This is a genomic window from Undibacterium sp. YM2 (assembly GCF_009937975.1).
GTDB lineage: Bacteria > Pseudomonadota > Gammaproteobacteria > Burkholderiales > Burkholderiaceae_D > Undibacterium.
The window spans coordinates 3,277,895-3,301,666 of sequence record NZ_AP018441.1; the positions used below are offsets into that span (position 1 = coordinate 3,277,895).

Below are 23,772 nucleotides of genomic sequence, written 5' to 3' on the forward strand. Positions count from 1 at the left end.
ATAATTTTCCAGAAATTATCCCTGACACCATCCCGCAAAACAGAATGTGTTATTCAATGTAAATATTTGAATTACAGACCCAGAGCAGCAATACCGGCTTTGGCGATTTGTGCATCTTCCGCCGACTTGACGCCTGAAACACCAACCGCACCAACGCATTGACCATCGACAATAATTGGCACGCCGCCTTCAAGCATGCCTTCCAGAGGGGCACTCAGGAAAGAATAACGGCCATTATTGATAATATCTTCATAGATTTTTGACTCACGCTTGCCCAGTGCGGCAGTAGCAGCCTTGGCTGGGGCAATTTGCGAAGAAATCGGGGCGACGCCGTCCAGACGCTGCAACCACATCAAATGACCACCATCATCTACGATAGCGATCACGACAGGCCAGTTATTGGCCTTGGCTTCCGCCTCGGCAGCAGCAGCAATCTTCTTGACATCATCCAGTGTCATCACGGGTTTTGTTTGCATAAATACCTCTCCATTAAATTCTGCGGATTGTACGCCAAGCAATTGCGCTTAGGTATACAAACAGTTTTTACCAATTTAGCCAGCTTATTGAGTCCTATTCAGCGCCAGGCCAGAAATCAGCCTGATACAAAACCCCTGACCATATTGTCATTATTTTAAGTAAATAGCGGAAACTTATTGTTACTCAGAAAGGTATCCCAAATAGTTTACATTTTTTCAGAGTTCGCTTACAGTTGAGCGGTTTTTCCAACCAGGTGCAAAGATGCTAATAACCGTTTCCAGAATATCAAGGAAAGCCAAATTAGTGCTTATCTCAACTATGCTGCTAGCAGCAGCGGCTAACCCAGCCTGGAGCGCAGACAATCCCTTCCCCGAGTCCTCGACCGCCTACACCAAACTGCAAGAAATCAAGCAACGCGCATCCGACCTCACAGTCAAAGCCATGGATTTGATGGGCATACGTTATAAGCGCGGCGGCAACTCACCTGAAAATGGCCTCGATTGCAGCGGTTTTGTCAGATATGTATTCAAAGATGTGGTCGGCGCCAATTTGCCACGCACCTCAGCAGAAATCAGTAAAGTAGGCGAACACGTAGAACAAAAGGATTTGCAGCCCGGCGATCTGGTTTTTATAACACGCTCAAACGCGGCTTTTCTCATGTAGGCATTTATCTGGGTGACAACAAATTCATCCATTCCCCTTCAGCAGGCGGCCAGGTCAGGGTGGAAAGCATGGACATCGCTTACTGGAAAAAACGCTTCAATGGCGCACGCCGCATCAATGATGATGAAGTCAAATAATTAGCATAAAAATAAATTATTTAGTACCAAGCAGTTCTAACTACAGATTTTCCCAACCTCAAAAAATAAAGGCAGAGCAAATCATGCCCTGCCTTATCTTCCCTCCTTTACCTCATCTCCGTCAGATCAGCGCTCCTGCATCGCCTTAATCTTTTGCTTAATCTCTGGCATCATTGCCATTGCCGCTTTTTCCCCTGCCAGGATAGCCAGATTGCGGCCATTAAAATCGTTACCCTTCATACCCGGCAATTCCGGGCGTATCACTATCTCGGCCTGCTTCAACTCAAACTGATTAATGCTCTGCCCCATGATGGCTACGGTTTGCAGTAACACATCAAGAGTCGCATTGGAAACCAGCGGCTCAGGCGGCGAAGAAATATTGACGGCAATCACCAGGTCAGCCCCCATTTCACGGGCAAAACGTACCGGCACTGGCGATACCAGACCACCATCAACATACAGGCGATCATTGATTTTCACAGGTTGAAATACGCCAGGCACAGCCGACGAAGCACGCACTGCCGCACCCGTATTCCCGCGCTGGAAAAGTACTGCATGGCCAGTTGCCAGGTCGGTCGCTACAGCACCAAATGGCTTGCGCAGTTTTTCTATCGGGGCTTGCACCACCAGACGGTTTACGTAGGCCTGCAGGGCATCACCCTTCAATACACCACTGGACTTGGAAAACAAAGGCAGCGACCAATCCGAGATGGTCACTTCATCCATGTCCAGGGCCATTTTTTGCAGGGCAAAACCATTATTGCCAGCCGCGTACATGGCCCCGACTACGCTGCCCGCACTGGTACCAACCACAACATCAGGATTGATGCCTTGCGACTCCAGCGCCTTGATGACACCTATATGGGCAAACCCACGCGCCGCACCGCCGCCAAGCGCCAGGCCTATGCGTATGGGCTTGAGTGTCTTTGCCGCAGGGATGGCGGGCGTCGCGGCAGGTGTTGCCTGTTGTGGCGAAGTATTGCAGGCAGACAGGCCAAATACCAGCATTACCGGCAAGGCGAGACGGACAAAAACAGAGTTTTTACCAGCAGCCAAAGCTGATGGACGGGAAAATAGACGCGACATGTGATTTCTAAGTTTCAACAGTAAATGAGGTGCAAGTTCCGGCGAAAGGGATTTTTTTGCAGGTGCGTGATTATATTTCTAAAATAGCCATAGCACCGGGCATGCTGAAAAAAACTGCTGAACAGACCAAATCACCATAGGCAGACTACCGATTTGATGAATTCACCTTCAAGCCAAATATCACAAAATCATGATATGCGGCATTCACATATTTATATGTCATGCCATAGAAATAATTAGTATTGATAATCCCGCACTTGTCGCGTAATTACCGACCCAATTATCCGGAAAGTCCCGCAACTTGCGGAGACACCATTCGTTAAACATTTGATGTCTGAAGCTACTCTTGAAAGATTTTATGAAAAAAATTTCCTGGCTACCGCCCCTCACTCCTATCGCGGCACTGGTAGCTCTTGCCCTGGCTGGCTGTGGCAGCAGCAACCCGACCACAACAACCAATGTAACGCCTGCCGTCGATCCCAACAGCATACCGGAAGGGACCGTCGTCAAACTGGCCCTGCTGGAAACCACGGATATCCATCAAAACATACTCAGCTACGATTATTACGGCCTGAAAGCCGATACCAGCCTGGGCCTGGAAAGAACCGCCGCCCTGATCAAGGATGCACGCGCAGAAAATCCCAATAATATCCTGCTCGACGACGGCGATGTCATACAAGGAACTTTGCTTGGCGATTATCAGGCACTGGCAGCACCCGTCACCTGCAGCGGCACACTAGCCATCTATAAAGTCATGAATGCCTTGAAATATGATGGTGCAGGCCTGGGGAACCATGAATTCAATTATGGACTGGGCTTTTTGAGTCAGATCACCAATACCGACTTTGGCCTGCCAGATGTCAGTAAAGCCGGCACCTGTGGCGCGCCTAACTTCCCACTGGTTTTGTCGAATGTTGTTGGCGCCAGCAGCCAGAAGCCGATCTTCAATCCTACTTCCATTATCAATAAACAGTTTGTCGCCACCAAGCCTGATGGCAGCAGCATGAATGTCAAGCTCAATGTCGGCATCATGGGCTTTGTGCCTCCACAAATCATGGACTGGGATCAAAAATCCCTGGCGGGCAAAGTCGTCGTCAATGGCGTGCAAGAATCTGCCAACAAATATGTACCTGAGCTGCGTGCCAAAGGTGCTGATCTGGTCGTCGCCCTGTCCCACGGCGGCCTGGATGCATCGCCCTACAGCCCAAAAATGGAAAACGGCAGCCTGCACCTGAGCACGACTGGTATCGATGCATTGATGCTGGGTCACGCCCATTTGATTTTCCCAGCACCTAAAGAAGTTGGTGCACCGGCCATCGATGCTTCGCTGGCTGCCCTGCCTGCTGCGATTGTCGATACCAAAAAAGGTCTGGTCAATGGCGTGCCAGCAGTCATGGCTCAAAGCTGGGGCCGCCGCCTGGGCATCATACAAATGACACTCAAATACCAGAGTGGTAAATGGGTAGTGCAAAAAGACCTGACCAATGTAGAAGCACGTGGCTTCAAGTATAAAGATGGCACCAACATCATTGACGCAGATGCCTCTATCGCGCCACTGGTTGACACCGAACACAAAGCCACCATCAACTACGCAACACAAGCACTGGGCACAACGACGGACTTTGAAATGTCTGCCTACTTTTCCCTGGTCGGCGATGTCTCTGCCATACAAATCGTCAATCAGGCGCAAATCGACTATGTGAAAAACTTTATCGCCACTTCAAATGATGCGACGATAGCCAGCTACAAATCCATCCCCGTCATTTCATGCAGCGCGCCATTCAAGGCAGGCCGCAATGGACCAACAGACTTTACTGACGTTGCACCGGGCGCCAGCCCAGCAACACCATTTGGTTTGCAAGTACGCAACCCAGGTGATCTTTACCTGTATGGCAATAACAATCTGCAAGCCGTCAAGATCAAGGGCTCTGACCTGAAGAACTGGCTGGAAACCGCAGCAAAACAATTCGGCCAGATAGACCCTGCACTGACGACTGAGCAAGACCTGGTGCCGTCTTATTCGACCATCTATAACTATGATGTGTTCTATGCAGACAATAATGCACTGATCTACCAGATCGATGTTACCCAGCCAGCAGGCAAGCGCATTGTCAACCTGACGTATGCGGGCAAGGCGGTAGGCGACAATGATGACTTTATCGTTGCGACAAATGATTATCGTGCCGGTGGTGGCGGTAATTTCCCTGGCATTGATGGCAGCAAGACCATTATCAAATCGCCAGATGCCAATCAGGCTGTGGTCAGCAATTTCGTCAAAAAACAAGGCAAGATCACCAGCACTGCCAATGGCACAGGCCAGAGCTGGAGTTTTGTTAAAGTAACGACCAAGGGACCTGTAATTTTGCGCTCTGCTCCAGGCAAGATTTCGGTTGCACAGGCCCTGGGCCTGAGCCGTGTCAAATCTGAGGGTGCCCTGGATGCCAGCGGCTTTGCCAAATATGCGATAGATTTAAGCAAGTAAACTCGCTGAAATTTGGCAAGAAAGTTTAGCAAGAAAGAACAAGCACGCACTTCAGTTTGAAGTGCGTGCCTACCAATAATGACGATATGCTTAACAACATAAGAATCAGTGCAGGCGTGGTACTACTATGCAGCCTGTGCGCCTGCGCACCGGTACCAACTACGGCAGAAATAGAATCTGCCGGCATACAGGCTTTGCACGCCCAACTGCCCTCCGCCATCGCCGCACTGCAAAAATGGGCATCTGCTGGCAATGCAGTAGCCCAGCGCGAACTGGGTCTGGCGTATGCAATACATCCTGAACAACAAGCCCAGGCTTTGCTGTGGCTGGAGCGTGCCGCAAAAAATCAGCATGGTGACGCAGAAGCGCAGTTTCAACTGGCAGAGGCCAACTATAAAGGTCGTCTTGGATTGACAAAAAATGAGTCGCAAGCCTGGAAATGGTATGAACTGGCAGCCAACAATGCTTATGGTAAAGCCAGTTTCATGCTGGCTCGCATGGCAAAATATGGCCAAGGCGTACCGCAAGATCTCACCTTATCTGTCAAATGGCTGGAAAAAGCCAGTGAGCAAGGCAATGCACAGGCCATGTTCCTGCTATCGAACGCCTATGCCGCAGGAGAAGGCGTCAAACAGGATCAGGCACTGGCCAGAAAGTGGCTGGAAGAATCTGCGGAGCTTGAATACCCGGTCGCCATCCAGGCCCTGGCCATGGAATTGGAAAGCGGCAGCAAGCACGTGGAAAAAGATCCGCTAAAAGCCAGACACCTGATCAAGGAAGCCTCGGATGAACGCCTGATGCGCTGGAACCGCTATCAATAAAAAAACGTCGCCAGCATGGACATCACTGCAAGTGCCATCATACAGGTGGCCAGCCAGCCCAATATTTTCAGCCTGCGGGTAATCACAAATTTACCCATGATGTCGGCCCTTGTCGCCATCAACATCATGACCACCATGATGGGAACAGAAATCACGCCATTGATGACTGCACTCCAGTACAGGGCCTTGATGGGGTCAATCGCCGTAAATCCCAGCGCAATGCCTATCACTGTTGAAAGCGCGATGATGGCGTAGAACTGCCTGGCCTGCATCGGTGTATCTTCGAGACTGTTTTTCCATTTGAATGCGCCGGCCATGGCATACGCAGATGAACCGGCCAGCACAGGTATTGCCAGCAAACCCGTGCCTATGATACCCGCACTGAACAGCATGAAAGCCAGGTCACCGGCGATGGGCCGCAAGGCCATTGCCGCCTGCGCAGAAGTCTGGATATCGCTCACACCATGCAAATTCAGCGTAACAGCGGTAGTCAATATGATGAAAAAAGCCACCAGATTGGAAAATGCCATGCCTATGTAGGTATCAAGCTTGATACGCTTGAGATTGGCTGGCGCCTGCTCAGGCGCCTGTATCAGTGGACGTGCCAGATGGTCAGCGCGCATCTCCTCCACTTCTTGCGAAGCTTGCCAGAAAAACAGGTAGGGGCTGATGGTCGTACCAAATACGGCCACCACTGTCGTGATGTATTCTTTTTTCCAGGACAGCTGAGGCATGACTGCCCTCTTAACAACGTCCAGCCAGGGTGTATGGACAACGAACACAGTGGCAACATACGCCAGCAAGGCCAATGTCAGCCATTTCAAAAAACGCACATAGCGCTGATAAGGAATAAATACCTGCAGCAGCAAAGATAATATGCCAAAACCAATTGCATACAGATGCGCCTTGCCACCCACGAGCAATTTCAAGGCCTCACCCATAGCGGAAATATCAGCCGCAATATTGATGGTATTGGCGATCAGCAGAAGTCCTACCACCGCATACAATAACCAGGCGGGATAATGACGGCGTATATTGGTAGCAAGACCATGACCGCTGACCCTGCCTATGCGGGCACTGACGATTTGTATCCCTACCATCAAGGGATAGGTGAACAATACCGTCCATAACATATTGAAACCGAATTGCGCACCTGCTTGCGAATAGGTGGCAATGCCACTGGGGTCATCATCGGCGGCTCCAGTAATCAGACCAGGCCCCAGTTTTTTCAACAGGGACGGTTCCCTGGTGTCTGCTGATGCATCTGTAGTCGGTATATTCATAGCGTGGTTCTTGAATGCGAGTGATCGCTTTTGATCTTATGGTCTTATGGACGTCTATGAGTGACATCCATACCTACGCCGCGGTATCCGGCAAAGCGGCTGGCCGAATCAAAAAAAGGTTCTCCACTGACTTGCAGGTATTGTATCGTGCCATCCGGTTTGCAACGCCGGTAAATAAAATCCAGGAATGGCCGGCGATTGGCGATATTGTCATCAAGTTTTTCACGCTCATCAACATCCCAGCCTTCCATGCCACCCTTTGGCGTTTTACCCAGCATGTCTTCCACACGTATGCCCAGCATTTCAAATACAGGCCCGGATACACTGGTGAAATTGCCGAACTGATCCTGCTCCCAGTACCAGTCAGAAGAAAGGTGGGTAAAACTTCTAAAGCGCGCTTCGCTGGCACGTAATTCAGCAGTACGCTCCAGCACGGTCTGTTCAAGACGTTTATTGTAGGTATCAAGCTGTTGATATAGCAAACGCACTTCCAGCATATTGTGTATGCGCGTCTGCACTTCCTGCAGATCAAAAGGTTTACTGACAAAATCCTTGGCACCTGCCTGCAAGGCACGTAGTTTGTGCCCCGGCTGAGCAGTGATCACCAGTACCGGCAAATAGGCATCAGCACTAATATTCTTTAATTCCTCCATCACCTCAAAACCATCCATGCCCGGCATTTGCAGGTCCAGCAATATCAGGTCATAGTTGTGCTCTATATGCAGTGCGCAAACCGTACGCGCATCCATGGTCGTGGTGATATTGGAATATCCGATGTTACGCAGCATTTGCTCCAGCAACATCACATTGGCTTTTTGATCATCAACGATCAGGATGCTGGCCTTAAGAATTTCGACTGTTTCAAGCATTTCATTCTTTCAAAATCGTTACTGCATCAACATTGCACTCCACTACATTTTCAGCTCAACTCAACTTCACTTTTTATTTGGCTGCACTCAATGTCACCTTTTTTACGCGCCAATCCGTGCTCTTTTGCGTGATGCAAAGCCAGATCCAGCGCATCCATAAATTCATTTACCTTGATAGGCTTGGTCAGGTAGCGGAAAAAACCAGCATCCAGGCCCTTAGCGATATCACGTGGCATGGCATTTGCAGATAAGGCCATCACAGGTATATGCGCAGTCAGCGGGTCATTTGCCAGAATCTTGAGCGCACCAAAACCACTGAGGCCTGGCAGATTAATGTCCATCAAGATCACATCCGGCTTGCAAATCTGTGCCGTACTGATACCAAGATGGGCATCAACGGCCGTCAAAAGTTTCAGATCGCTGCGACGCGCAATCAATTGTTCGACCAGAGCAAGATTGGCAGGATTATCTTCGACATAAAGCAAGCTACGCTGTGAAGAAGCATGAACCACTTTTTGCCCTAAGCCCGTTCCAGCCACAAATTCGTCCACACTCTCATCATGCAAAGCAGGAGCTGAAGCCAGGGCCAGCTCTATCCAGAACACACTACCAATACCAACATTACTTTCTACACCAATCGATCCACCCATAAGCTCAACCAGTTGTTTGGTCACCACCAGGCCGATACCTGTTCCCTCTTCATTTCCAGCGTCCTGCCCAAGGCGATTAAAGGGTTGAAACAGCTGTGCCATCTGCTCAGGCGACAAACCCTTTCCGGCATCCCTGACACTGATGCGCATCCGGTTATCACCATGCATGGCATATTCAACTGTGACCGTACCCTCGTGCTGGTTATATTTAATCGCGTTTGACAGCAAATTCACCATGACTTGCTTGAGCCTGGTACGGTCTGCAAATACATACAGCGGCACCTCAATAACTGGGAAAATCATGGTGATACCACGTGTTTGTGCTTGCGGCTCTATCATGGCCTGACAATCCAGCAACACATCAGCAAGCAAGATAGACTCTTTTGAAATGCTGACCTTGCCTGACTCTATCATCGCCAGATCCAGGATTTCATTAATCAGCCTCAACAGATACCAGCCTGCCTGCAATATCTGGTCTATCGATAACTTCTGGTTGTCAGAGGGTGGCGGATTGTCCGATGCCATCAATTGCGCAAAGCCGAGCACTGCATTCAGCGGGGTGCGCAATTCATGGCTCATGCTGGATAAAAACTCTGATTTGGCCAGATTCGCTTTTTCAGCAACTGCCTTGGCTAATTCAAGTTCTATATTGCTATTCTGTAGTCTTTGCTCAAATAATTTATATTCGGTGACATCCCTTGCAGACGCAAAAACGCCCTGTAGTCGACGCTCACGGTCATAGATGGTACTGGCATTGTAAGATATCCCGGTTTCCTTGCCGTCCTTCGCAACCGCTGTCAATTCGCAATTTGCGACCTTGCCAGTTTGCAGCGCGCGCTTCATTGCCAGCTCTGCAGCGGCCGGCTCGGTGAAATAATTCTTGAATGGCGCACCAATCAATTCATCGCGCGTACACCCGGTAATCGCTTCCATCTGATGATTGACGTCACTGATGACACCATTCAAGTCTGTGGTAATCAGGGCATCAATATTGGCTTCAATTAAAGAGCGCGTATAAAATTGCTGATCACGCAAGCGCTGATCCAGCAATGCCTGTTCTGCTTCCACTTGCTTGCGGGCGGTGTTGTCCGTACCTATCAACAGACTGCCGATGACCACGCCCTGCGCATCACGTAGTGCCGTGACAGAAACGATAGCCTGCAGACGGCTGCCATCACGACAGATATAGGTCAGCTCATGAATGTCTTCAAGACTGCGCATGGCCTTGAAGATCAAGGCATCAAAACCTAAAGCAACCGGTGTATTGAATTCTGCACTGAGCGCGCCGCCCTGGCAGCCAGCTCATCAGCATCAGAAATATCGGCAGGACTGATCAGGTTGACGACATCCGCAGCGTCATAGCCCAGCATGTGCTCGGCACCGACATTAAAAATCTGGATAAGACCTTGAGCATCCGTCGCAATGATGGAAAAGTTCGGGCTATTAAAGATGGCGTCCTGCAATGCCCCCATCTTGAGTAACACTTCGCGTACCTTGAGTGAGGTTTGCTCACCTTCCAGACGCCCCAGTGTGGCACGACGAATCTGCAAAGCCCAGAGCAATAAAAACACCAGCAAGAAACCAACGCTACCTACCACCAGTTTGATGCGAAATGCGGCTTTTAATTTTCGCTCATCGAGCAAGACCTGCTCATCGACAACCGCTTCAGTCAAAATATTCTGGATTTTGGAAGATGCCAGCAAACCCGTATGAAACAAAGCCCTGGCAGCGGCAAAGCCATGCGCGTCAAATTGTTTTTGGCTTTCTTGCATGATCGTCACTCGCTCAGCTACAGCCTCTTGTAACTGCTGTATGCGAGCCTGTTGCTGAACATTGTCGAGTGTCAGCCCTCGCAAATGCTGGATGACTAACGCAATGTCATCAAATCGACTATTGCGCTGCTTGATGAAAGCATCTTCTTTTGTCAGGAAATAGGCTTTTTGCCCATTCTCCGCCTCTGATAGTTTGGCACTCAGTTCACTGAGATCATCGATTACCTTGCGGGTATGGTCTATGGATTTGACCGCATCAAAAGGGACAGCAATATTCCAGGCTATGCCCCCTATCATCAGCAAGGCCAGCAAGGTGATACCAAAGCCGATCAGGGTCAGACGCTCTACCGAGATTGCCTTCATATATTTTCATTCACAGCAATCCTTCAGCAAATTGGAAATTCCGGCCAGTATTCAGAGACCTGCCCTGCTCTATATGCCGCCCTGTATATTGCTGCGTGCGTTGTTCTGCGCATAGCCGGTTTTTCTGACAATGGGGGCAGATGGAACAGGTATGGCTTTTCCCTGACGTTGCAAGACATCTGACAGCAGGCGGGCAAATTCTTTTTTTACCACGCCATAACACTCACATACATGCTCTTCCAGTCCCACGCGGTTGATGACATGAATATGTCCCCGCCGGTAACTGATAAAACCGTAATTCTGCAACCTGCCCGCAGCTTCAGTCACCCCTTCGCGCCGCACGCCCAGCATATTAGCAATCAACTCCTGGGTAATCGTCAGGTCATTGCCTGACATGCGGTCCAGCGTCAGCAAGAGCCAGCGGCATAGTTGCTGCTCGACGGAGTGATGGCGGTTGCATACTGCAGTTTGCGACATTTGCGTGATCAGGGCCTGGGTATAACGCAGTAATAAGCGTAATACCGGGCCAGCACGGTTAAACTCTTCCAGCAAGATATGCGCTTTAAGGCGATATCCATGTCCGCCAGTTTGTACAATCGCACGACTGGGCGTGGTGTCGCCCCCATAAACAGTGAAATTCCGACCAACCCCTCGTTACCGACACCGGCTATTTCCGAGGAGCCTCCGTTTTCCAGCAAATAATGTAGGGAAATAATTGCAGTTACCGGAAAATATACATATTGCAGCTTACCACCTGATTCGTACAAGACATCGCCGAGCAACATGGGCACCAACTCAAGATACGGAGCCAGGCGATCAAATTCGGTATCGAGTAATGCTGCCAGCAAATGATTTTGATTCGGGTCTATAGGACTGTCCATATCGAATTCCTGCATAAATTTATAAGGGAGCCCGAGGCACGCAAACGAGCCAACAAAATCTGCTCAGCATACTCAGCAACCCGACTCTATGGCCCTTAGGCGCATAGTGTCTGTTCGATATCACACATATAGAAATAATAATGCAAAGAAAACTCAGTGGCTCTCAGCAACTTAGCTTATTTCACTTGCTTAAACGAGCGCCATTCCTGCCAAATAATGGAAGCTACACTATGACAGTTTCACAAAAATAGTTACGTGCGCTAGCGTACATACAGCGGGAAATCTGCTTTTCATCCGGAAGACTTGGCTGAAAATACTTTTTTAAAAAATACTGTTATGTTCAATTGTCTTTTCTATCCGATCCTACTTGCCAAGACGCAGGACGAATCACCGCAGCACGACGGTCTGACTCACCCAAGACATGCAAAGGATCACCGCGAGGAATATCAGCAAGTAGGCGATCGAATTCCAGCTTGACAACGGCGTAACATTCACAGACCACCTTCTCCAGACCGGGGCGATCTACTACATCAATACGCCCGCGGCTATACTGTATCAAACCCAGTCTTTGTATATTGCCCGCAGCAGCAGTTACCCCCTCACGCCTGACACCCAGCATATTGGCTATCAATTCCTGCGTCATGGAAACAGAATCATAGGGCAAGCGGTCGAGACTCAATAGCAGCCAACGGCAAAGTTGCTGCTCTATGGAATGATGGCGATTGCATACAGCGGTTTGCGTCATTTGTGTGATCAACGCCTGAGTATAGCGCAGCAAGAGCCGCAAAAACGGTCCGGCGCGGTTAAATTCGTCCTTCAGATACTGCGCCTTGAGGCGATAGCCATAGCCTGCACATTGCACCACTGCACGGCTGGGTGTGGTTTCACCGCCCATAAAGAGAGAAATGCCAAGTATGCCCTCATTACCAACTATGGCTATTTCAGCAGAAGCACCGCTCTCAAGCACATACAGCAGCGACACGATGGACGTGGTCGGAAAATAGACGTAATTCAGGGTACCACCAGCTTCATACAAGGCCTGTCCCAGCGGCATTTCCACCAATTCCAAATGCAGGGACAGGCGATCAAACTCTGCTTGCGGCAAAGCAGCGAGCAGGTGATTTTGCAAAGGATTATGCGGAATGGTCATGGGCAGGGCTCTGAGCAGCCAACTCAGTTGCGAGTGGCATGGATTGTATAGACTGGATTATCTATCTACAGAGTAGCAGGTATGAGGCTGGCGTATGTGCGCCATCGCGCATATAAGTTCGATTTATGTCAACTTATTGAAAAAATCGGCAAGAGTCTTGCTATTACGCAGGATATATCAACCTTGGGCAAGCCGTTTGTCGCACGGCAGACTAAAACGAGTTCATTGTTGAAAAGGAATGGAAGTTAATAGTCGTGTAAATTCATTTTGTATGACGAAATAACATTCGCAAACCACTTTTTCCAGCCCCGCTCTGTCGATTACAACAATAGCGCCACGGCTATAACAAATCAGACCGGCGCGCTGCAAATTACCTGCCGCCTCAGTGACACGTTCACGACGCACTCCCAGAGCATTGGCAATTCTCTGCTGGGTAATATTCACCGACTCTGAAGATAGCCTGTCCAGGCTCAGCAGCAGCCAGCGACATAGTTGCTGCTCTACTGTATGATGCAAATTGCAAATGGCCGTCTGCGTCATTTGCGTGATGAGTGCCTGCGTATAGCGCAACAAGACCCGCAACAAAGGACCCGCGCGGTCAAATTCCTGCTTTAGCAACTGCCCCTTGAGCCTATAGGCAAAACCAGCGCTTTGTACAACTGCACGGTTAGGCGTCGTGTCCCCCCCATAAACAGGGATATGCCAACTACACCTTCATGGCCAACGGCAGCAATCTCGGCAGACACGCCATCTTCCAATACATAGAGCAATGAAACGATGGCTGACGTAGGGAAATAGACGAACTGCTGACGCACTCCTGCCTCATACAAAACATCACCAACAGCCATGGAAATCAGTTCAAGCCCACCCGATAGTGACGCAAACTCCGCTACTGGCAGGGCAGCGAGCAGATGATTATGCATAGGACTGGGGGAAGTGTGCATTAACGTTTTTGGCCTCAAAATTCCACCAGAGATTTTGTCACACAGACAAAGCCGGGTAGCGGAGCGCAAGCCTATCACGCCATGCAAAAATTTTATGCGCGCTTGCGCACACATATCACCTGGAATAAGTGATTTATCGAAATATTATCTGAATCACCGCAAGAAACAGGTAATTCATCAAGAAAACCTAGATCATTTTTAGTTCAACTGAAGAGCAAAAGCGGTCATAGAACTGGCGCTCAAGCCTCACGGGATCTGTTCAATTTTCTTGAAATAGTATGGAATGACAACCCAATAAAGCGACGTCATCTGGATAAGAAACTGAGAAAGCAAAAAGCCCGGTAATTAACCGGGCTTTTTGAAGCTAAGCAATTGATTTTCTTAGCGAATTCTGGGGTGACCGATGGGGTTCGAACCCACGACAACAGGAATCACAATCCTGGACTCTACCAACTGAGCTACGGCCACCACTGTATCGAGCACAAATATTGCAGTGCAAGAGAGCTACGCATTATACGAGGAATTTGGCTTGCTGGCAATAGCATTCTTGGTAATCAGGCCCATTACCACTCAAGCCATCAACTTCATAAGCCCTCTCGACACCACGTTACGACCTGCTGAACACGATGGATTGATCAGAATTTGCCACCACTACCAGCGCCCTCACGCTGGCGCCCCATACCGCCTTTGCGCTGTGGCGCCTCGCCGCTATCCGGGCGCTTGGCTTTGGGCACATCTGCGGTGGTACGCAAGGATGCATTGATGAACAATTGCAGGGCCTGACGTTGCTTGTCATCCAGGGCATCATTGAGCGTCAGTACCAGTTCACGCAACTGCTTGTTTTCTTGCAAGCTAGTTTGCTCTTCCTGCTCTATCTGCGGGTTCAGCTCACGCAATTCGATATTGTTTTGCTCCAGACGCAATTCCAGCTCAGATTGCAGGCGGTTCCGGCGGACATCGCGCTGATGCTGCATAGATGTCAACTTGCTTTCCGTCTGCTGCCATAGCAATTGCTGGTTGGCATTCAGGTTCAATTCCTTCTTCAATTCCCCCGCTTTGGCGAGCAAACTGTCCAGGCGCACTTCCATGACTGGCGTTGCATGTGCGAGGGATGCAAACAGGGTAAAACAAGCGTATAAAGCTATCTTGCGTAAGTTGATAGTGTGCATATCATTCCTGCCAATAAAAGTAGCGGGCATAAAAAAGCCCACGCATAAGAATGCGTAGGCGAAATCTCACTGAGGTAGTGAGTTGAAGGAGCGTGCAATGAAACATAATCAATATATTCCGACAAGAACCCAACTCCATCATGTATTACAAATTCTTACGAATACTCGGGTTTCATTTACAAATTAGCTCATGTATCAGACTTGAATTTGGCACGCTCAAACATATTCAACCATGATCACGCAGCAGAGGCTTGCACTTCTTGCCCGCGGTCGAAGGTAGTCACACTTTTCATGGCTAACGCAGCCTCCAGCAGCAATTCTGGCTGACCAGATGCAAGTCTTTTACTGTCTGACAGTATCTGGCGGAAAACACGCGCACCGACCAGGCCCATCATCAGTCCCAGCATGTGACGGATCACCGTATTCAGGCGCAGACCTTTGCCACCATTGCCATACAATTCCAGTTGTTGATAGATGTAGGGAATCATGTGCTGCAGAATTTCTTCCCTGCTTTTCACAGGCGTAGTATCGCCATAATAGCGCTCGTCAAAACTCGCCATGAAATAGGGATTGTGATAAGCCTCACGCCCTATCATGACCCCATCTACATGTTGCAGGTGCAAATCCATGTCTTCGAGGGTTTTGATGCCGCCGTTCAAAATGATTTCCAGATCAGGAAATTCTTTTTTCAGGTGATAGGCATAGTCATATTTGAGCGGCGGGATTTCACGGTTTTCTTTTGGGGACAAACCTTTGAGAATCGCATTGCGCGCATGAACAATAAAGGTCTTGCAGCCGGCATCAGCAACGGTGCCAACAAAATCACGCATGAATTCATAAGAATCGACTTCATTGATGCCGATGCGGTGCTTGACTGTGACGTCGATAGAGACCACGTCTTTCATCGCCTTGACGCTGTCAGCAACCAATTGCGGCTCTGCCATCAGGCATGCACCAAATGCACCTTTTTGCACGCGCTCAGACGGACAACCGCAATTCAGATTAATTTCATCATAACCCCACTGCTCACCGAGTTTGGCAGAATGCGCGAGATCAGCCAGCTCGCTACCACCCAGTTGCAGGGCAACCGGATGCTCGCCAGGATTAAACTCAAGATGACGTTGCACATCACCATGCAACAGTGATCCCGTGGTCACCATCTCGGTATATAACCAGGTATTGCGGGTGATATGGCGGTGAAACTGGCGGCAGTGCCTGTCAGTCCAATCCAGCATGGGTGCCACGGATACGCGGCGTGAGGGTAGTGCTTTTGTATTCACAATAAAACAAGACAGCAATTCACAATACCGTATTGTACCTTGTCATTGGGAAATCGACTTTAACTGGAACTCAAACTCACGACAACAGGAATAGCTATCCTGGACTCTACCAATTAGCTCAGCAGCAAAGAAATCAGGCTATTATTCAAACTTCTATCAAACTTTCACCAAATTCTTATCACGCTTTAAGCGCAGGCCTGTGCTGAGTCCCTTCGCCGCGCGTCATGAACAGCATGCGGCTGGGGGCAAAGATTTTTGCTGTATGCCAACGCCCCTTGGGCACCAGTACAGCCTCCCCTGCCTTCATGTGTATATGCTGAACCGCATCGTCGATCTCTATAAGAAAATCAGCGAGACCAGATAGTAAATAGACGAATTCGTCTGCCTGTGGATGCATTTCCCAGCTGGGCCAGTCTGAATCGCAACTGAACTCACTGATCAACCAGTGTTTTCCGAAAGCTTCAATATCCGACTCAGGCAAGCTCCAGAATGCCGGCCCTTCAGTCAAAACGGTGGCCAAGCCATCTGCAGCCAGTGCAACATAAGTTTTCTGGGACTCTATCTTCATGCTTAGCCTCCTTAAAGAATATGGTTCTTCCGCAAGAAACAGGCTATCCGCCTTCGAGAGAAGAAAATTCACATTACCAATTAGGCAATACTACATTAATACATTCAATTAAGCTTATTACAAGAAAAAAAGTATGCAGAGTGCGAGGCAATTAACGATGACAGTCGCAACAAACGCCAACCTGAAAGAAGATTTGATGGTTTTGTGGCGAAATATTTTTTGCGCCAACATGGCACCCGGCCAGCCGCAAGCAAGGCCACATAATAATAAAGTGCGCTCAGAGATTCTTGAAGCGCTCTTGCGCGCCGCCATTTTATCGATGCCATACATGAAGAATGCAATGAGACTCATGACGACATAGAGAACGCCAACGCCAGCCCACAGTATTTTATGAACGTCGTGCAACACAGAAAATGCTTCTGTCATTTGTTTGAAAAAACGCGCCAGGCAAGGAAAATGGAAGATGCCGGATTATTGCAGACCAAACATCATCAGTCCATTCTTATAAGCAATGCGCTCTGCCACATCTGCTGGCAACTCACTGAGCATGCGGCGATAAAAGGCGATCAATTGCGGCACTTCATCCCAGCGTGATGTAACCCAGGTATCGGTGCCAAGCACGAACCTGTCGGGATAGCGCAAAAACAGGCGTTTCCATTGCGGATTAAGGCTAGCGTTTTGCTCAAGATCGGAACGGAAAGACAGCTCACCAATCAGGTTGGGATATTGCGCAAACATGGCCTCGACTTTATCCAGTGAAGTACTCATGCCGGTATGTGCCCAGATCAGCTTGCCGCCGGGTGCGTGCTGCAAAATACGCTCTATTGCATCCTCATCGGAATGGGCATGCAACCACAAATCACAGGCCTTGGCCAGCCGGGCAATTTTTGCCATATAGGGTGCATCAGCATCCTTGCCAAAGATATGGAATTCACCTATGCCACGATAGATGCCGCGTTGCAGTTCTTTTTCAACGAAGCGCTCTATCTCGGGATTGGCAAACCAGTCATGCCTGTCGGGCTGCACTCTGTAGGGGCGCAGGAAAGGGATGATCCTGATATCAGGTGCATTTTGCGCAATCAAATCCAGCGTGCCATCATTCGGGCGACTGGTTGCCAATACCGCCCGTATACCAAGCTGTCGCCACAAGGCGATGACGCGTTGTGGTGACCAGGTACTGCGCGCCTCGATGTTGTAATGCATGTGGGCATCGAATATGGGCAAAGGTTCTGCTGCTGATGCAATAGCCGAAATCATGACCAGGGGGCAGGTCGATAAGAAACCCTGTAGTAGTCTTTTCATAGCCATGCTCCCTTTGCCAAATTTGATACCTCTTTTGAAGCAAGAATACACGCTATGAAGCAAGCGTCAACGCTCTGATTACAACATCCTGGCAATCAAGGCTTTTTCATGCCTGGCATCCAGCGGAATACGTACCTTATGCCCTGCCCCGCCTATGATGTTCAGTGGCTGATTATCGGCATTACGCATCTCGGCCAGCCTGATCATTTCATTGCCATTTGGTGAAATGATTTCTATCTCATCGCCAACAGCAAAGCGGTTTTTAACTTCGACTTCTGCCCAGCCATCTGTCACTTGCAAGACTTGCCCGACATACTGGCTGCGGTGTGCTTTTGACACGCCCTCCATGTAATTTTGGTGCTCTTGTGTATGATGGCGCTGATAAAAACCATCGGTATAGCCACGATTGGCGAGCCCATTCAACTGACCCAGCAAGTCAGTGTTAAACGGGCGACCAGCGACAGCATCATCTATCGCACGTCTGTAGGTTTGCGCGGCGCGGGCAACATAGTACAAGGATTTGGTGCGTCCTTCGACCTTCAATGAATCGATGCCAATTTTAGCCAGGCGCTCTACATGCTCAACAGCGCGCAAGTCTTTTGAATTCATGATGTAGGTACCATGCTCATCTTCAAGTATGGGCATGAACTGACCTGGCTTGCCGCTCTCTTCTATCAGGTAAGGCCTATCCGCCAATGGATGGCGTGGCATGTCGCCCATGGCAGAAAAAGATTGATTGGCTTCTTCCAGTGCCTGCTGGTAATTGAATTTGATACTTTCAACCGGGATGCGTGCCAGATCACCAGTTTCATTTTCTGCCGCATTTTCGACCTTGTAGTCCCAGCGGCAGGAATTGGTACAGGTACCCTGGTTGGGGTCGCGATGATTGAAATAGCCGGACAGCAGGCAACGGCCTGAGTAAGCTATGCACAGGGCACCGTGCACGAAAACTTCCAGCTCCATATCCGGGCATTGCTGGCGGATTTCCTCTATTTCATCGAGCGACAGTTCACGCGACAGGATCACACGGGTCAGGCCCATTTTTTTCCAGAATTTGACATCGGCCCAGTTGACGGCATTGGCCTGCACCGACAGATGCACAGGTATCTCTGGCCACTTTTCGCGCACCATCATGATCAAGCCTGGGTCAGCCATGATGAGGGCATCCGGCTTCATGTTGATGACCGGCTCCATGTCGCGCAGATAGGTTTTGAGTTTGCTATTGTGCGGGAAGATATTGCTGGCGACAAAGAACAATTTGCCACGCGCATGAGCACCGTCTATGCCCTGCTGCAATACATCGAGGGTAGAGAACTCATTATTGCGGGCACGCAGGCTATAGCGTGGCTGGCCTGCATACACCGCATCGGCACCAAAGTCGAAAGCGGCATGCATTTTTTCCAGCGAACCGGCGGGCAGGAGAAGTTCCGGGGATTTTATTGCGTTTTTTACTGAGGCGACAGACATGGCGGGGTAATCCGAAAAGAAAAATGTCCGCGATGATAAGCCCCTGCCCTGCCAGCTCAAAATTTACTTTTACAGAATTTGATGCAGATCAATCCCTGCGCATGTCAGTCAACTCATTGAAAACCAGCGCAGTCAATACAATAGCCCCACCTATCATGCTCGATTGCGCAGGCACCTCACCCGCACCCAGCCAGGCCCAGATCGGCGCCAGCAAAACTTCAAGCAAGGACAGTAAGGCGATCTCTGGCGCAGACAGGCTATTGGATGCCTTGACCATCAGCATACAAGGCAAACCTAACTGAAAAAATCCCAAAATCGCCAGAATGGCAATGTCGTGCATGGAGGTATGGAACGGCCAGGCCAATGGCAACATGATCAATGCCGACAAACTGCCGCCAATAAACACCGCAGGCACCAGATCTACGGCATGCCCGCCTTTTTTCAGGATGATGACGTTGATAGAAGATGCAAATGGGATACCCAGCGCGATCAGCATGCCTGCCAGACCGCGGCTGTCCACCCCGGTCAAACTGCCAGCAAACATCCAGCACATACCCACACCTGCGGCGGCAATTGCCCACCAGGTACGTGCGGGTATATGCTGGCGCAATATCATCCATGCAAGGAAAGCAGTGAACAAAGGTGTCAGGCTTTCCATGATGGAGGTATTGGCGACCGTGGTCATGGTCAGGGCAATCATGAAGCAGCTATACATGGTGGCCCACATACAACCAGACAAAAAGCCTATCTTGCCCAATAATTTAAGGCGCGGTATGAAAGCCCATTTGTATTGCCTGAGCATGACGCCTGCAATAAAAACTGCAGCAAAAAAACTGCGCCAAAAAGTAACTTCAAAATTACGTGCCACTTCGAGGTGACGGGTAAATACACCGGCAATACTCCACAAAGTAGCAGCACAAATCATCAGCATCACCGCTTTGCGGTGAGTCATTTTATTTTGCATGTTGATCCAAATAAAAAACCCGTTTGACCCTGGCCAAACTGGCTAGAGCAAAACGGGTTGATCTAGATGCGGCAGAATTGTCAGCCACATCAGTCAAAAGAAATCAGCTTATTCGCGTGATGCCTTTTTACGTTCGTGCTCTTTCAGGAAACGCTTGCGCAGACGGATACTCTTAGGTGTGACTTCAACCAGTTCATCGTCGTCAATAAATTCAACCGCGTATTCCAGGTTCAACTGGATAGGTGGCACCAGGCGTACCGCTTCATCCGTACCGGAAGAGCGAACGTTGGTCAATTGCTTGCCTTTGATCGGGTTCACAACCAGGTCATTGTCACGGGAATGGATACCAATGATCATGCCTTCATACACTGGGTCATTGTGGCTAACAAACATACGGCCACGGTCTTGCAATTTCCAGATAGCGTAAGCAACGGCTGCGCCATCATCTTGCGAAATCAGTACGCCGTTACGACGACCACCGAGTTCGCCTTTGGAATTGTCGACTGGTGCGTATTCATCAAACACGTGACTCATCAAGCCTGTACCGCGTGTTAATGTCATGAATTCGCCCTGGAAGCCGATCAGGCCACGTGCAGGAATACGGTATTCCAGACGAACACGACCTTTACCGTCCGGTTCCATATTTTGCAGGTCACCACGACGACGACCGAGTTCTTCCATGACGCCACCCTGGTTGACTTCTTCTACGTCAACTGTCAGGTTTTCATAAGGTTCGTGGCGTTCGCCATCCACCATTTTGAAGACCACGCGTGGACGGGATACCGCCAGCTCAAAGCCTTCACGACGCATGTTTTCGATCAGGATAGTCAGATGCAACTCACCGCGACCAGAAACTTCATACGTGGAATCGTCACCTTCAGCCTGCACAACACGCAAAGCCATGTTGGATTTCAATTCACGTTCCAGACGGTCACGGATTTGACGTGTCGTCACGAATTTACCTTCACGGCCAGCCAGTGGGGAGCTGTTAACCATGAAGTTCATGGTCAGGGTTGGTTCATCAATCTTCAACATCGGCAAGCCTTCTGGCGTGTCCGGTGCGCAGATGGTGGAGCCGATACCGATTTCTTCGATACCATTGATCAGGACGATGTCGCCAGCCAGTGCTTCATCAACCAGAACGCGGTCCAGGCCTTTGAAAGTCAATACCTGGTTGATACGTGCCTTGGTTGGCTTGTCATCAGGGCCATTCATCCAGACTACATCTTGCAAACCTTTTACACGGCCACGCAGGATACGTCCAACGCCGATTTTACCGACGTAGGAAGAATATTCCAGGGAGGTGATTTGCAATTGCAGAGGACCATCTGGATCATCTTCACGCGCAGGAACGTGCTTCAGGATAGCGTCAAACAATGGTTCCATATTGCCATCGCGCACTGTGTCTTCCAGACCTGCATAGCCTTTGAAGCCGGATGCGTAGACGATAGGGAAATCGAGTTGCTCGTCAGTTGCACCGAGTTTGTCAAACAATTCAAAAGTCGCGTTAACGGCTTTTTGTGGATCAGCGTTTTCACGGTCGATCTTGTTAACGACAACGATAGGTTTCAAACCCAGGGCCAGCGCTTTGCGCGTCACGAAACGTGTTTGCGGCATTGGGCCTTCTTGCGCATCAACCAGCAACAAAACGCTATCTACCATGGACAGAACACGTTCTACTTCACCACCAAAGTCAGCATGGCCTGGTGTATCGACGATGTTGATATGTGTGCCTTTGTATTCAACAGCACAGTTCTTGGACAAAATAGTGATACCGCGCTCTTTTTCGATATCATTCGAATCCATAACACGGGCATCAACCTGCTGGTTGTCGCGGAAAGTACCGGACTGACGCAATAACTGGTCAACCAGAGTGGTTTTGCCGTGATCGACGTGAGCGATAATGGCGATGTTACGAATAGCGCGTTTTGAAGTAGACATGATAGCGTTCTTATTGGGTAATTCTATGAGGTAAATCGGATAACCTGCGATTATAACATGTTGCAGCGCAAAAGTAGAAAAACTCCTATTATTTCAAGGAGTTGCTACCGCGCGATGACACAATTAATGTTCAGTGGCAATCAGGCGCTCGGGCGCGAGTATGCCGTATTCCTGTAACTGGGCAGAACCCAGCAACTGCCCATCTGATTCACGATAGACGCGAACGCGGCCAGTTTCAATGGGCAATGTGACTTCTTCTTTATTTAATGCCAGCCGCTGGCCGTGCAGGAAGCGACGCGACAGTTCATCTGTGAGGTAAACAGGATCAAAGCTGGACAACAAGGCATCAACCGGGGCCAGCAATGCCAGACGCTCGGGTTCTGGCAAGCTTTCAAGATGCTCCAGAGTAATGGATTTCTCCAATACCAGATGCCCCACACCGATACGGCGCAATTCTTTCAGATGTGCGCCGCAACCCAGCATTGCACCTATGTCTTCACCCAGCACCCGCACATAAGTACCCTTACTGCATTTAACCTTGAGGCTCAGGAAAGGCGCTTCGTAAGCCAGCAATTCCAGCTCATGAATGGTGACACTGCGCGCTTCACGCTCCAGCGTGATACCAGCGCGTGCGTACTCATACAAAGGTTTGCCATCACGTTTGAGCGCTGAATACATGGGCGGCACTTGCTGTATCGGGCCAGTGAATTGCTGTAAAGCATGCTGGATTTGCTCAATGCTGACGGCTACAGGCTTTTCTTCCAGCACTTCACCTTCCGTGTCCCCGGTTGTCGTCGTGACGCCAAGGTGTACCACCGTAGTATAGGTCTTGTCCGCTTCGAGCAAATCCTGGGAAAACTTGGTAGCTTCACCAAAGCACAGAGGTAGCAAGCCGGTAGCAAACGGATCGAGCGTGCCGGTATGTCCCGCTTTGGCGGCATTCAAAAAACGCTTGGCCTTGATCAGGGCGTCATTACTGGAAAAACCAACCAGCTTATCCAATAGTAATACACCGTGCACAGGAACACGCTTTCTTTTAATCTGCGGAGTCGTCATGTTGTCAGCAGCCCGTTACCAGGCTGCGCAATGTATCGTTCAGGATTTATTCTTCGCCGTCGTCTTTGGCGCGGGTGGCATTGGCTTCATCTATCAGCTTCGACATGGCCATGCCGCGAATAGTGGATGTGTCGTGCACAAAATGCAGTTGCGGCAAAGTATGGATGCGCAGACGCAAACCCAGTTGATTGCGCAAGAAGCCAGCTGCCTTGACCAGGGCCTCAACAGTATTCTTGACGGCCACAGGATCATCTACCAGGGTAGTGAAATACACTTTTGCATGGGCGTAATCGGGAGTCAACTGTACTTCAGTCAGCGTGATCATACCTACACGCGGGTCTTTCAGTTCAGACCAGATGATTTCTGCCAGGTCTTTTTGAATCTGGTCTGCTACACGCAGGCCCCGACCAGGAATATTTTTGCTATGTTTTGCCATAATTTTCTTAC

General features: G+C 49.6%; 19 protein-coding genes, 1 tRNA gene and 3 pseudogenes. 3 read left to right on the forward strand and 20 right to left on the reverse strand.

Going from position 1 to position 23,772, the window contains the following annotated elements:
• Window positions 1-71: 71 nt before the first annotated feature.
• Entirely contained in the window at window positions 72-476 is a 405-nt protein-coding gene (locus tag UNDYM_RS14780; RefSeq protein ID WP_162041720.1) for a heme-binding protein, read from the reverse strand.
• A gap of 319 nt (window positions 477-795) precedes the next feature.
• On the opposite strand from UNDYM_RS14780, the pseudogene UNDYM_RS14785 reads away from it, so the two are divergent.
• Window positions 796-1,277, forward strand: a pseudogene (locus UNDYM_RS14785) (C40 family peptidase).
• 126 nt (window positions 1,278-1,403) lie between these two features.
• Here UNDYM_RS14785 and UNDYM_RS14790 read toward each other — a convergent pair.
• Window positions 1,404-2,285 carry a patatin-like phospholipase family protein gene (locus UNDYM_RS14790; protein WP_162044637.1) on the reverse strand — a complete coding sequence of 294 codons (882 nt, stop codon included), beginning with the start codon at window positions 2,283-2,285 and terminating at the stop codon, window positions 1,404-1,406.
• A gap of 436 nt (window positions 2,286-2,721) precedes the next feature.
• Between UNDYM_RS14790 and UNDYM_RS14795 the strand changes: the two genes are divergently transcribed.
• A complete protein-coding gene (locus UNDYM_RS14795; protein WP_162041721.1) occupies window positions 2,722-4,845 on the forward strand; it encodes a bifunctional 2',3'-cyclic-nucleotide 2'-phosphodiesterase/3'-nucleotidase in 2,124 nt (707 codons plus the stop codon).
• 86 nt (window positions 4,846-4,931) lie between these two features.
• Window positions 4,932-5,666, forward strand: a complete 735-nt coding sequence (locus UNDYM_RS14800; RefSeq protein ID WP_162041722.1) for a tetratricopeptide repeat protein — start codon at window positions 4,932-4,934, stop codon at window positions 5,664-5,666.
• Here UNDYM_RS14800 and UNDYM_RS14805 read toward each other — a convergent pair.
• From UNDYM_RS14805 to rbfA, 18 genes and pseudogenes are all read right to left on the reverse strand, one after another.
• The gene (locus UNDYM_RS14805; protein WP_162041723.1) at window positions 5,660-6,949 is read right to left on the reverse strand and encodes an NRAMP family divalent metal transporter; all 1,290 of its coding nucleotides are present in this window, start codon (window positions 6,947-6,949) and stop codon (window positions 5,660-5,662) included. The genes UNDYM_RS14800 and UNDYM_RS14805 overlap by 7 nt on opposite strands.
• 44 nt (window positions 6,950-6,993) lie before the next feature.
• Window positions 6,994-7,818 carry a response regulator gene (locus UNDYM_RS14810; RefSeq protein ID WP_162041724.1) on the reverse strand — a complete coding sequence of 275 codons (825 nt, stop codon included), beginning with the start codon at window positions 7,816-7,818 and terminating at the stop codon, window positions 6,994-6,996.
• A 50-nt stretch (window positions 7,819-7,868) separates the two neighbouring features.
• Window positions 7,869-9,689, reverse strand: coding sequence for a PAS domain-containing hybrid sensor histidine kinase/response regulator (locus tag UNDYM_RS14815; RefSeq protein WP_232063495.1), 1,821 nt, complete (start codon window positions 9,687-9,689; stop codon window positions 7,869-7,871).
• 26 nt (window positions 9,690-9,715) lie between these two features.
• Window positions 9,716-10,603 (reverse strand): CHASE3 domain-containing protein, encoded by an 888-nt coding sequence (locus UNDYM_RS30725; RefSeq protein WP_232063496.1) that lies wholly within the window; start codon window positions 10,601-10,603, stop codon window positions 9,716-9,718.
• A gap of 69 nt (window positions 10,604-10,672) precedes the next feature.
• Window positions 10,673-11,484, reverse strand: a pseudogene (locus UNDYM_RS14825) (Crp/Fnr family transcriptional regulator).
• A gap of 340 nt (window positions 11,485-11,824) precedes the next feature.
• Complete coding sequence (locus UNDYM_RS14830) at window positions 11,825-12,634, reverse strand: Crp/Fnr family transcriptional regulator (protein ID WP_162041725.1); 810 nt, start codon at window positions 12,632-12,634, stop codon at window positions 11,825-11,827.
• 222 nt (window positions 12,635-12,856) lie between these two features.
• Window positions 12,857-13,578: pseudogene (locus UNDYM_RS14835) on the reverse strand (Crp/Fnr family transcriptional regulator).
• A gap of 392 nt (window positions 13,579-13,970) precedes the next feature.
• A tRNA-His gene (locus UNDYM_RS14840) sits at window positions 13,971-14,046 on the reverse strand.
• A 167-nt stretch (window positions 14,047-14,213) separates the two neighbouring features.
• The gene (locus UNDYM_RS14845) at window positions 14,214-14,747 is read right to left on the reverse strand and encodes a hypothetical protein (protein WP_162041726.1); all 534 of its coding nucleotides are present in this window, start codon (window positions 14,745-14,747) and stop codon (window positions 14,214-14,216) included.
• 236 nt (window positions 14,748-14,983) lie between these two features.
• The gene (gene dusA, locus UNDYM_RS14850; protein ID WP_174244945.1) at window positions 14,984-16,027 is read right to left on the reverse strand and encodes a tRNA dihydrouridine(20/20a) synthase DusA; all 1,044 of its coding nucleotides are present in this window, start codon (window positions 16,025-16,027) and stop codon (window positions 14,984-14,986) included.
• Window positions 16,028-16,205: 178 nt separating this feature from the next.
• Window positions 16,206-16,595, reverse strand: a complete 390-nt coding sequence (locus UNDYM_RS14855; RefSeq protein ID WP_162041727.1) for a cupin domain-containing protein — start codon at window positions 16,593-16,595, stop codon at window positions 16,206-16,208.
• Window positions 16,596-16,712: 117 nt separating this feature from the next.
• Entirely contained in the window at window positions 16,713-17,021 is a 309-nt protein-coding gene (locus tag UNDYM_RS31375; protein WP_162041728.1) for a DUF1294 domain-containing protein, read from the reverse strand.
• Window positions 17,022-17,066: 45 nt separating this feature from the next.
• Complete coding sequence (locus UNDYM_RS14865) at window positions 17,067-17,897, reverse strand: amidohydrolase family protein (protein WP_162041729.1); 831 nt, start codon at window positions 17,895-17,897, stop codon at window positions 17,067-17,069.
• Window positions 17,898-17,975: 78 nt separating this feature from the next.
• Window positions 17,976-19,364, reverse strand: a complete 1,389-nt coding sequence (gene yegQ / locus UNDYM_RS14870) for a tRNA 5-hydroxyuridine modification protein YegQ (RefSeq protein WP_174244946.1) — start codon at window positions 19,362-19,364, stop codon at window positions 17,976-17,978.
• An 88-nt stretch (window positions 19,365-19,452) separates the two neighbouring features.
• On the reverse strand, window positions 19,453-20,328 hold the full coding sequence (locus tag UNDYM_RS14875; RefSeq protein WP_162041730.1) for a DMT family transporter: 876 nt from the start codon (window positions 20,326-20,328) through the stop codon (window positions 19,453-19,455).
• A 108-nt stretch (window positions 20,329-20,436) separates the two neighbouring features.
• Window positions 20,437-22,269, reverse strand: a complete 1,833-nt coding sequence (gene typA, locus UNDYM_RS14880; protein WP_162041731.1) for a translational GTPase TypA — start codon at window positions 22,267-22,269, stop codon at window positions 20,437-20,439.
• 123 nt (window positions 22,270-22,392) lie between these two features.
• On the reverse strand, window positions 22,393-23,325 hold the full coding sequence (gene truB, locus UNDYM_RS14885) for a tRNA pseudouridine(55) synthase TruB (protein WP_162041732.1): 933 nt from the start codon (window positions 23,323-23,325) through the stop codon (window positions 22,393-22,395).
• Window positions 23,326-23,371: 46 nt separating this feature from the next.
• Complete coding sequence (rbfA, locus tag UNDYM_RS14890; protein WP_162041733.1) at window positions 23,372-23,761, reverse strand: 30S ribosome-binding factor RbfA; 390 nt, start codon at window positions 23,759-23,761, stop codon at window positions 23,372-23,374.
• Window positions 23,762-23,772 lie beyond the last annotated feature (11 nt).

Excerpts from the sequence above, each read along its gene's own strand:
- UNDYM_RS14780 (WP_162041720.1), bottom strand. The coding sequence starts at position 476 with ATGCAAACAAAACCCGTGATGACACTGGATGATGTCAAGAAGATTGCT.
- UNDYM_RS14790 (WP_162044637.1), bottom strand. The coding sequence starts at position 2,285 with ATGCTGGTATTTGGCCTGTCTGCCTGCAATACTTCGCCACAACAGGCA.
- UNDYM_RS14795 (WP_162041721.1), top strand. The coding sequence starts at position 2,722 with ATGAAAAAAATTTCCTGGCTACCGCCCCTCACTCCTATCGCGGCACTG.
- UNDYM_RS14800 (WP_162041722.1), top strand. The coding sequence starts at position 4,932 with ATGCTTAACAACATAAGAATCAGTGCAGGCGTGGTACTACTATGCAGC.
- UNDYM_RS14805 (WP_162041723.1), bottom strand. The coding sequence starts at position 6,949 with ATGAATATACCGACTACAGATGCATCAGCAGACACCAGGGAACCGTCC.
- UNDYM_RS14810 (WP_162041724.1), bottom strand. The coding sequence starts at position 7,818 with ATGCTTGAAACAGTCGAAATTCTTAAGGCCAGCATCCTGATCGTTGAT.
- UNDYM_RS14815 (WP_232063495.1), bottom strand. The coding sequence starts at position 9,689 with ATGCGCAGTCTTGAAGACATTCATGAGCTGACCTATATCTGTCGTGAT.
- UNDYM_RS30725 (WP_232063496.1), bottom strand. The coding sequence starts at position 10,603 with ATGAAGGCAATCTCGGTAGAGCGTCTGACCCTGATCGGCTTTGGTATC.
- UNDYM_RS14830 (WP_162041725.1), bottom strand. The coding sequence starts at position 12,634 with ATGACCATTCCGCATAATCCTTTGCAAAATCACCTGCTCGCTGCTTTG.
- UNDYM_RS14845 (WP_162041726.1), bottom strand. The coding sequence starts at position 14,747 with ATGCACACTATCAACTTACGCAAGATAGCTTTATACGCTTGTTTTACC.
- UNDYM_RS14855 (WP_162041727.1), bottom strand. The coding sequence starts at position 16,595 with ATGAAGATAGAGTCCCAGAAAACTTATGTTGCACTGGCTGCAGATGGC.
- UNDYM_RS31375 (WP_162041728.1), bottom strand. The coding sequence starts at position 17,021 with ATGACAGAAGCATTTTCTGTGTTGCACGACGTTCATAAAATACTGTGG.
- UNDYM_RS14865 (WP_162041729.1), bottom strand. The coding sequence starts at position 17,897 with ATGAAAAGACTACTACAGGGTTTCTTATCGACCTGCCCCCTGGTCATG.
- yegQ (WP_174244946.1), bottom strand. The coding sequence starts at position 19,364 with ATGTCTGTCGCCTCAGTAAAAAACGCAATAAAATCCCCGGAACTTCTC.
- UNDYM_RS14875 (WP_162041730.1), bottom strand. The coding sequence starts at position 20,328 with ATGCAAAATAAAATGACTCACCGCAAAGCGGTGATGCTGATGATTTGT.
- typA (WP_162041731.1), bottom strand. The coding sequence starts at position 22,269 with ATGTCTACTTCAAAACGCGCTATTCGTAACATCGCCATTATCGCTCAC.
- truB (WP_162041732.1), bottom strand. The coding sequence starts at position 23,325 with ATGACGACTCCGCAGATTAAAAGAAAGCGTGTTCCTGTGCACGGTGTA.
- rbfA (WP_162041733.1), bottom strand. The coding sequence starts at position 23,761 with ATGGCAAAACATAGCAAAAATATTCCTGGTCGGGGCCTGCGTGTAGCA.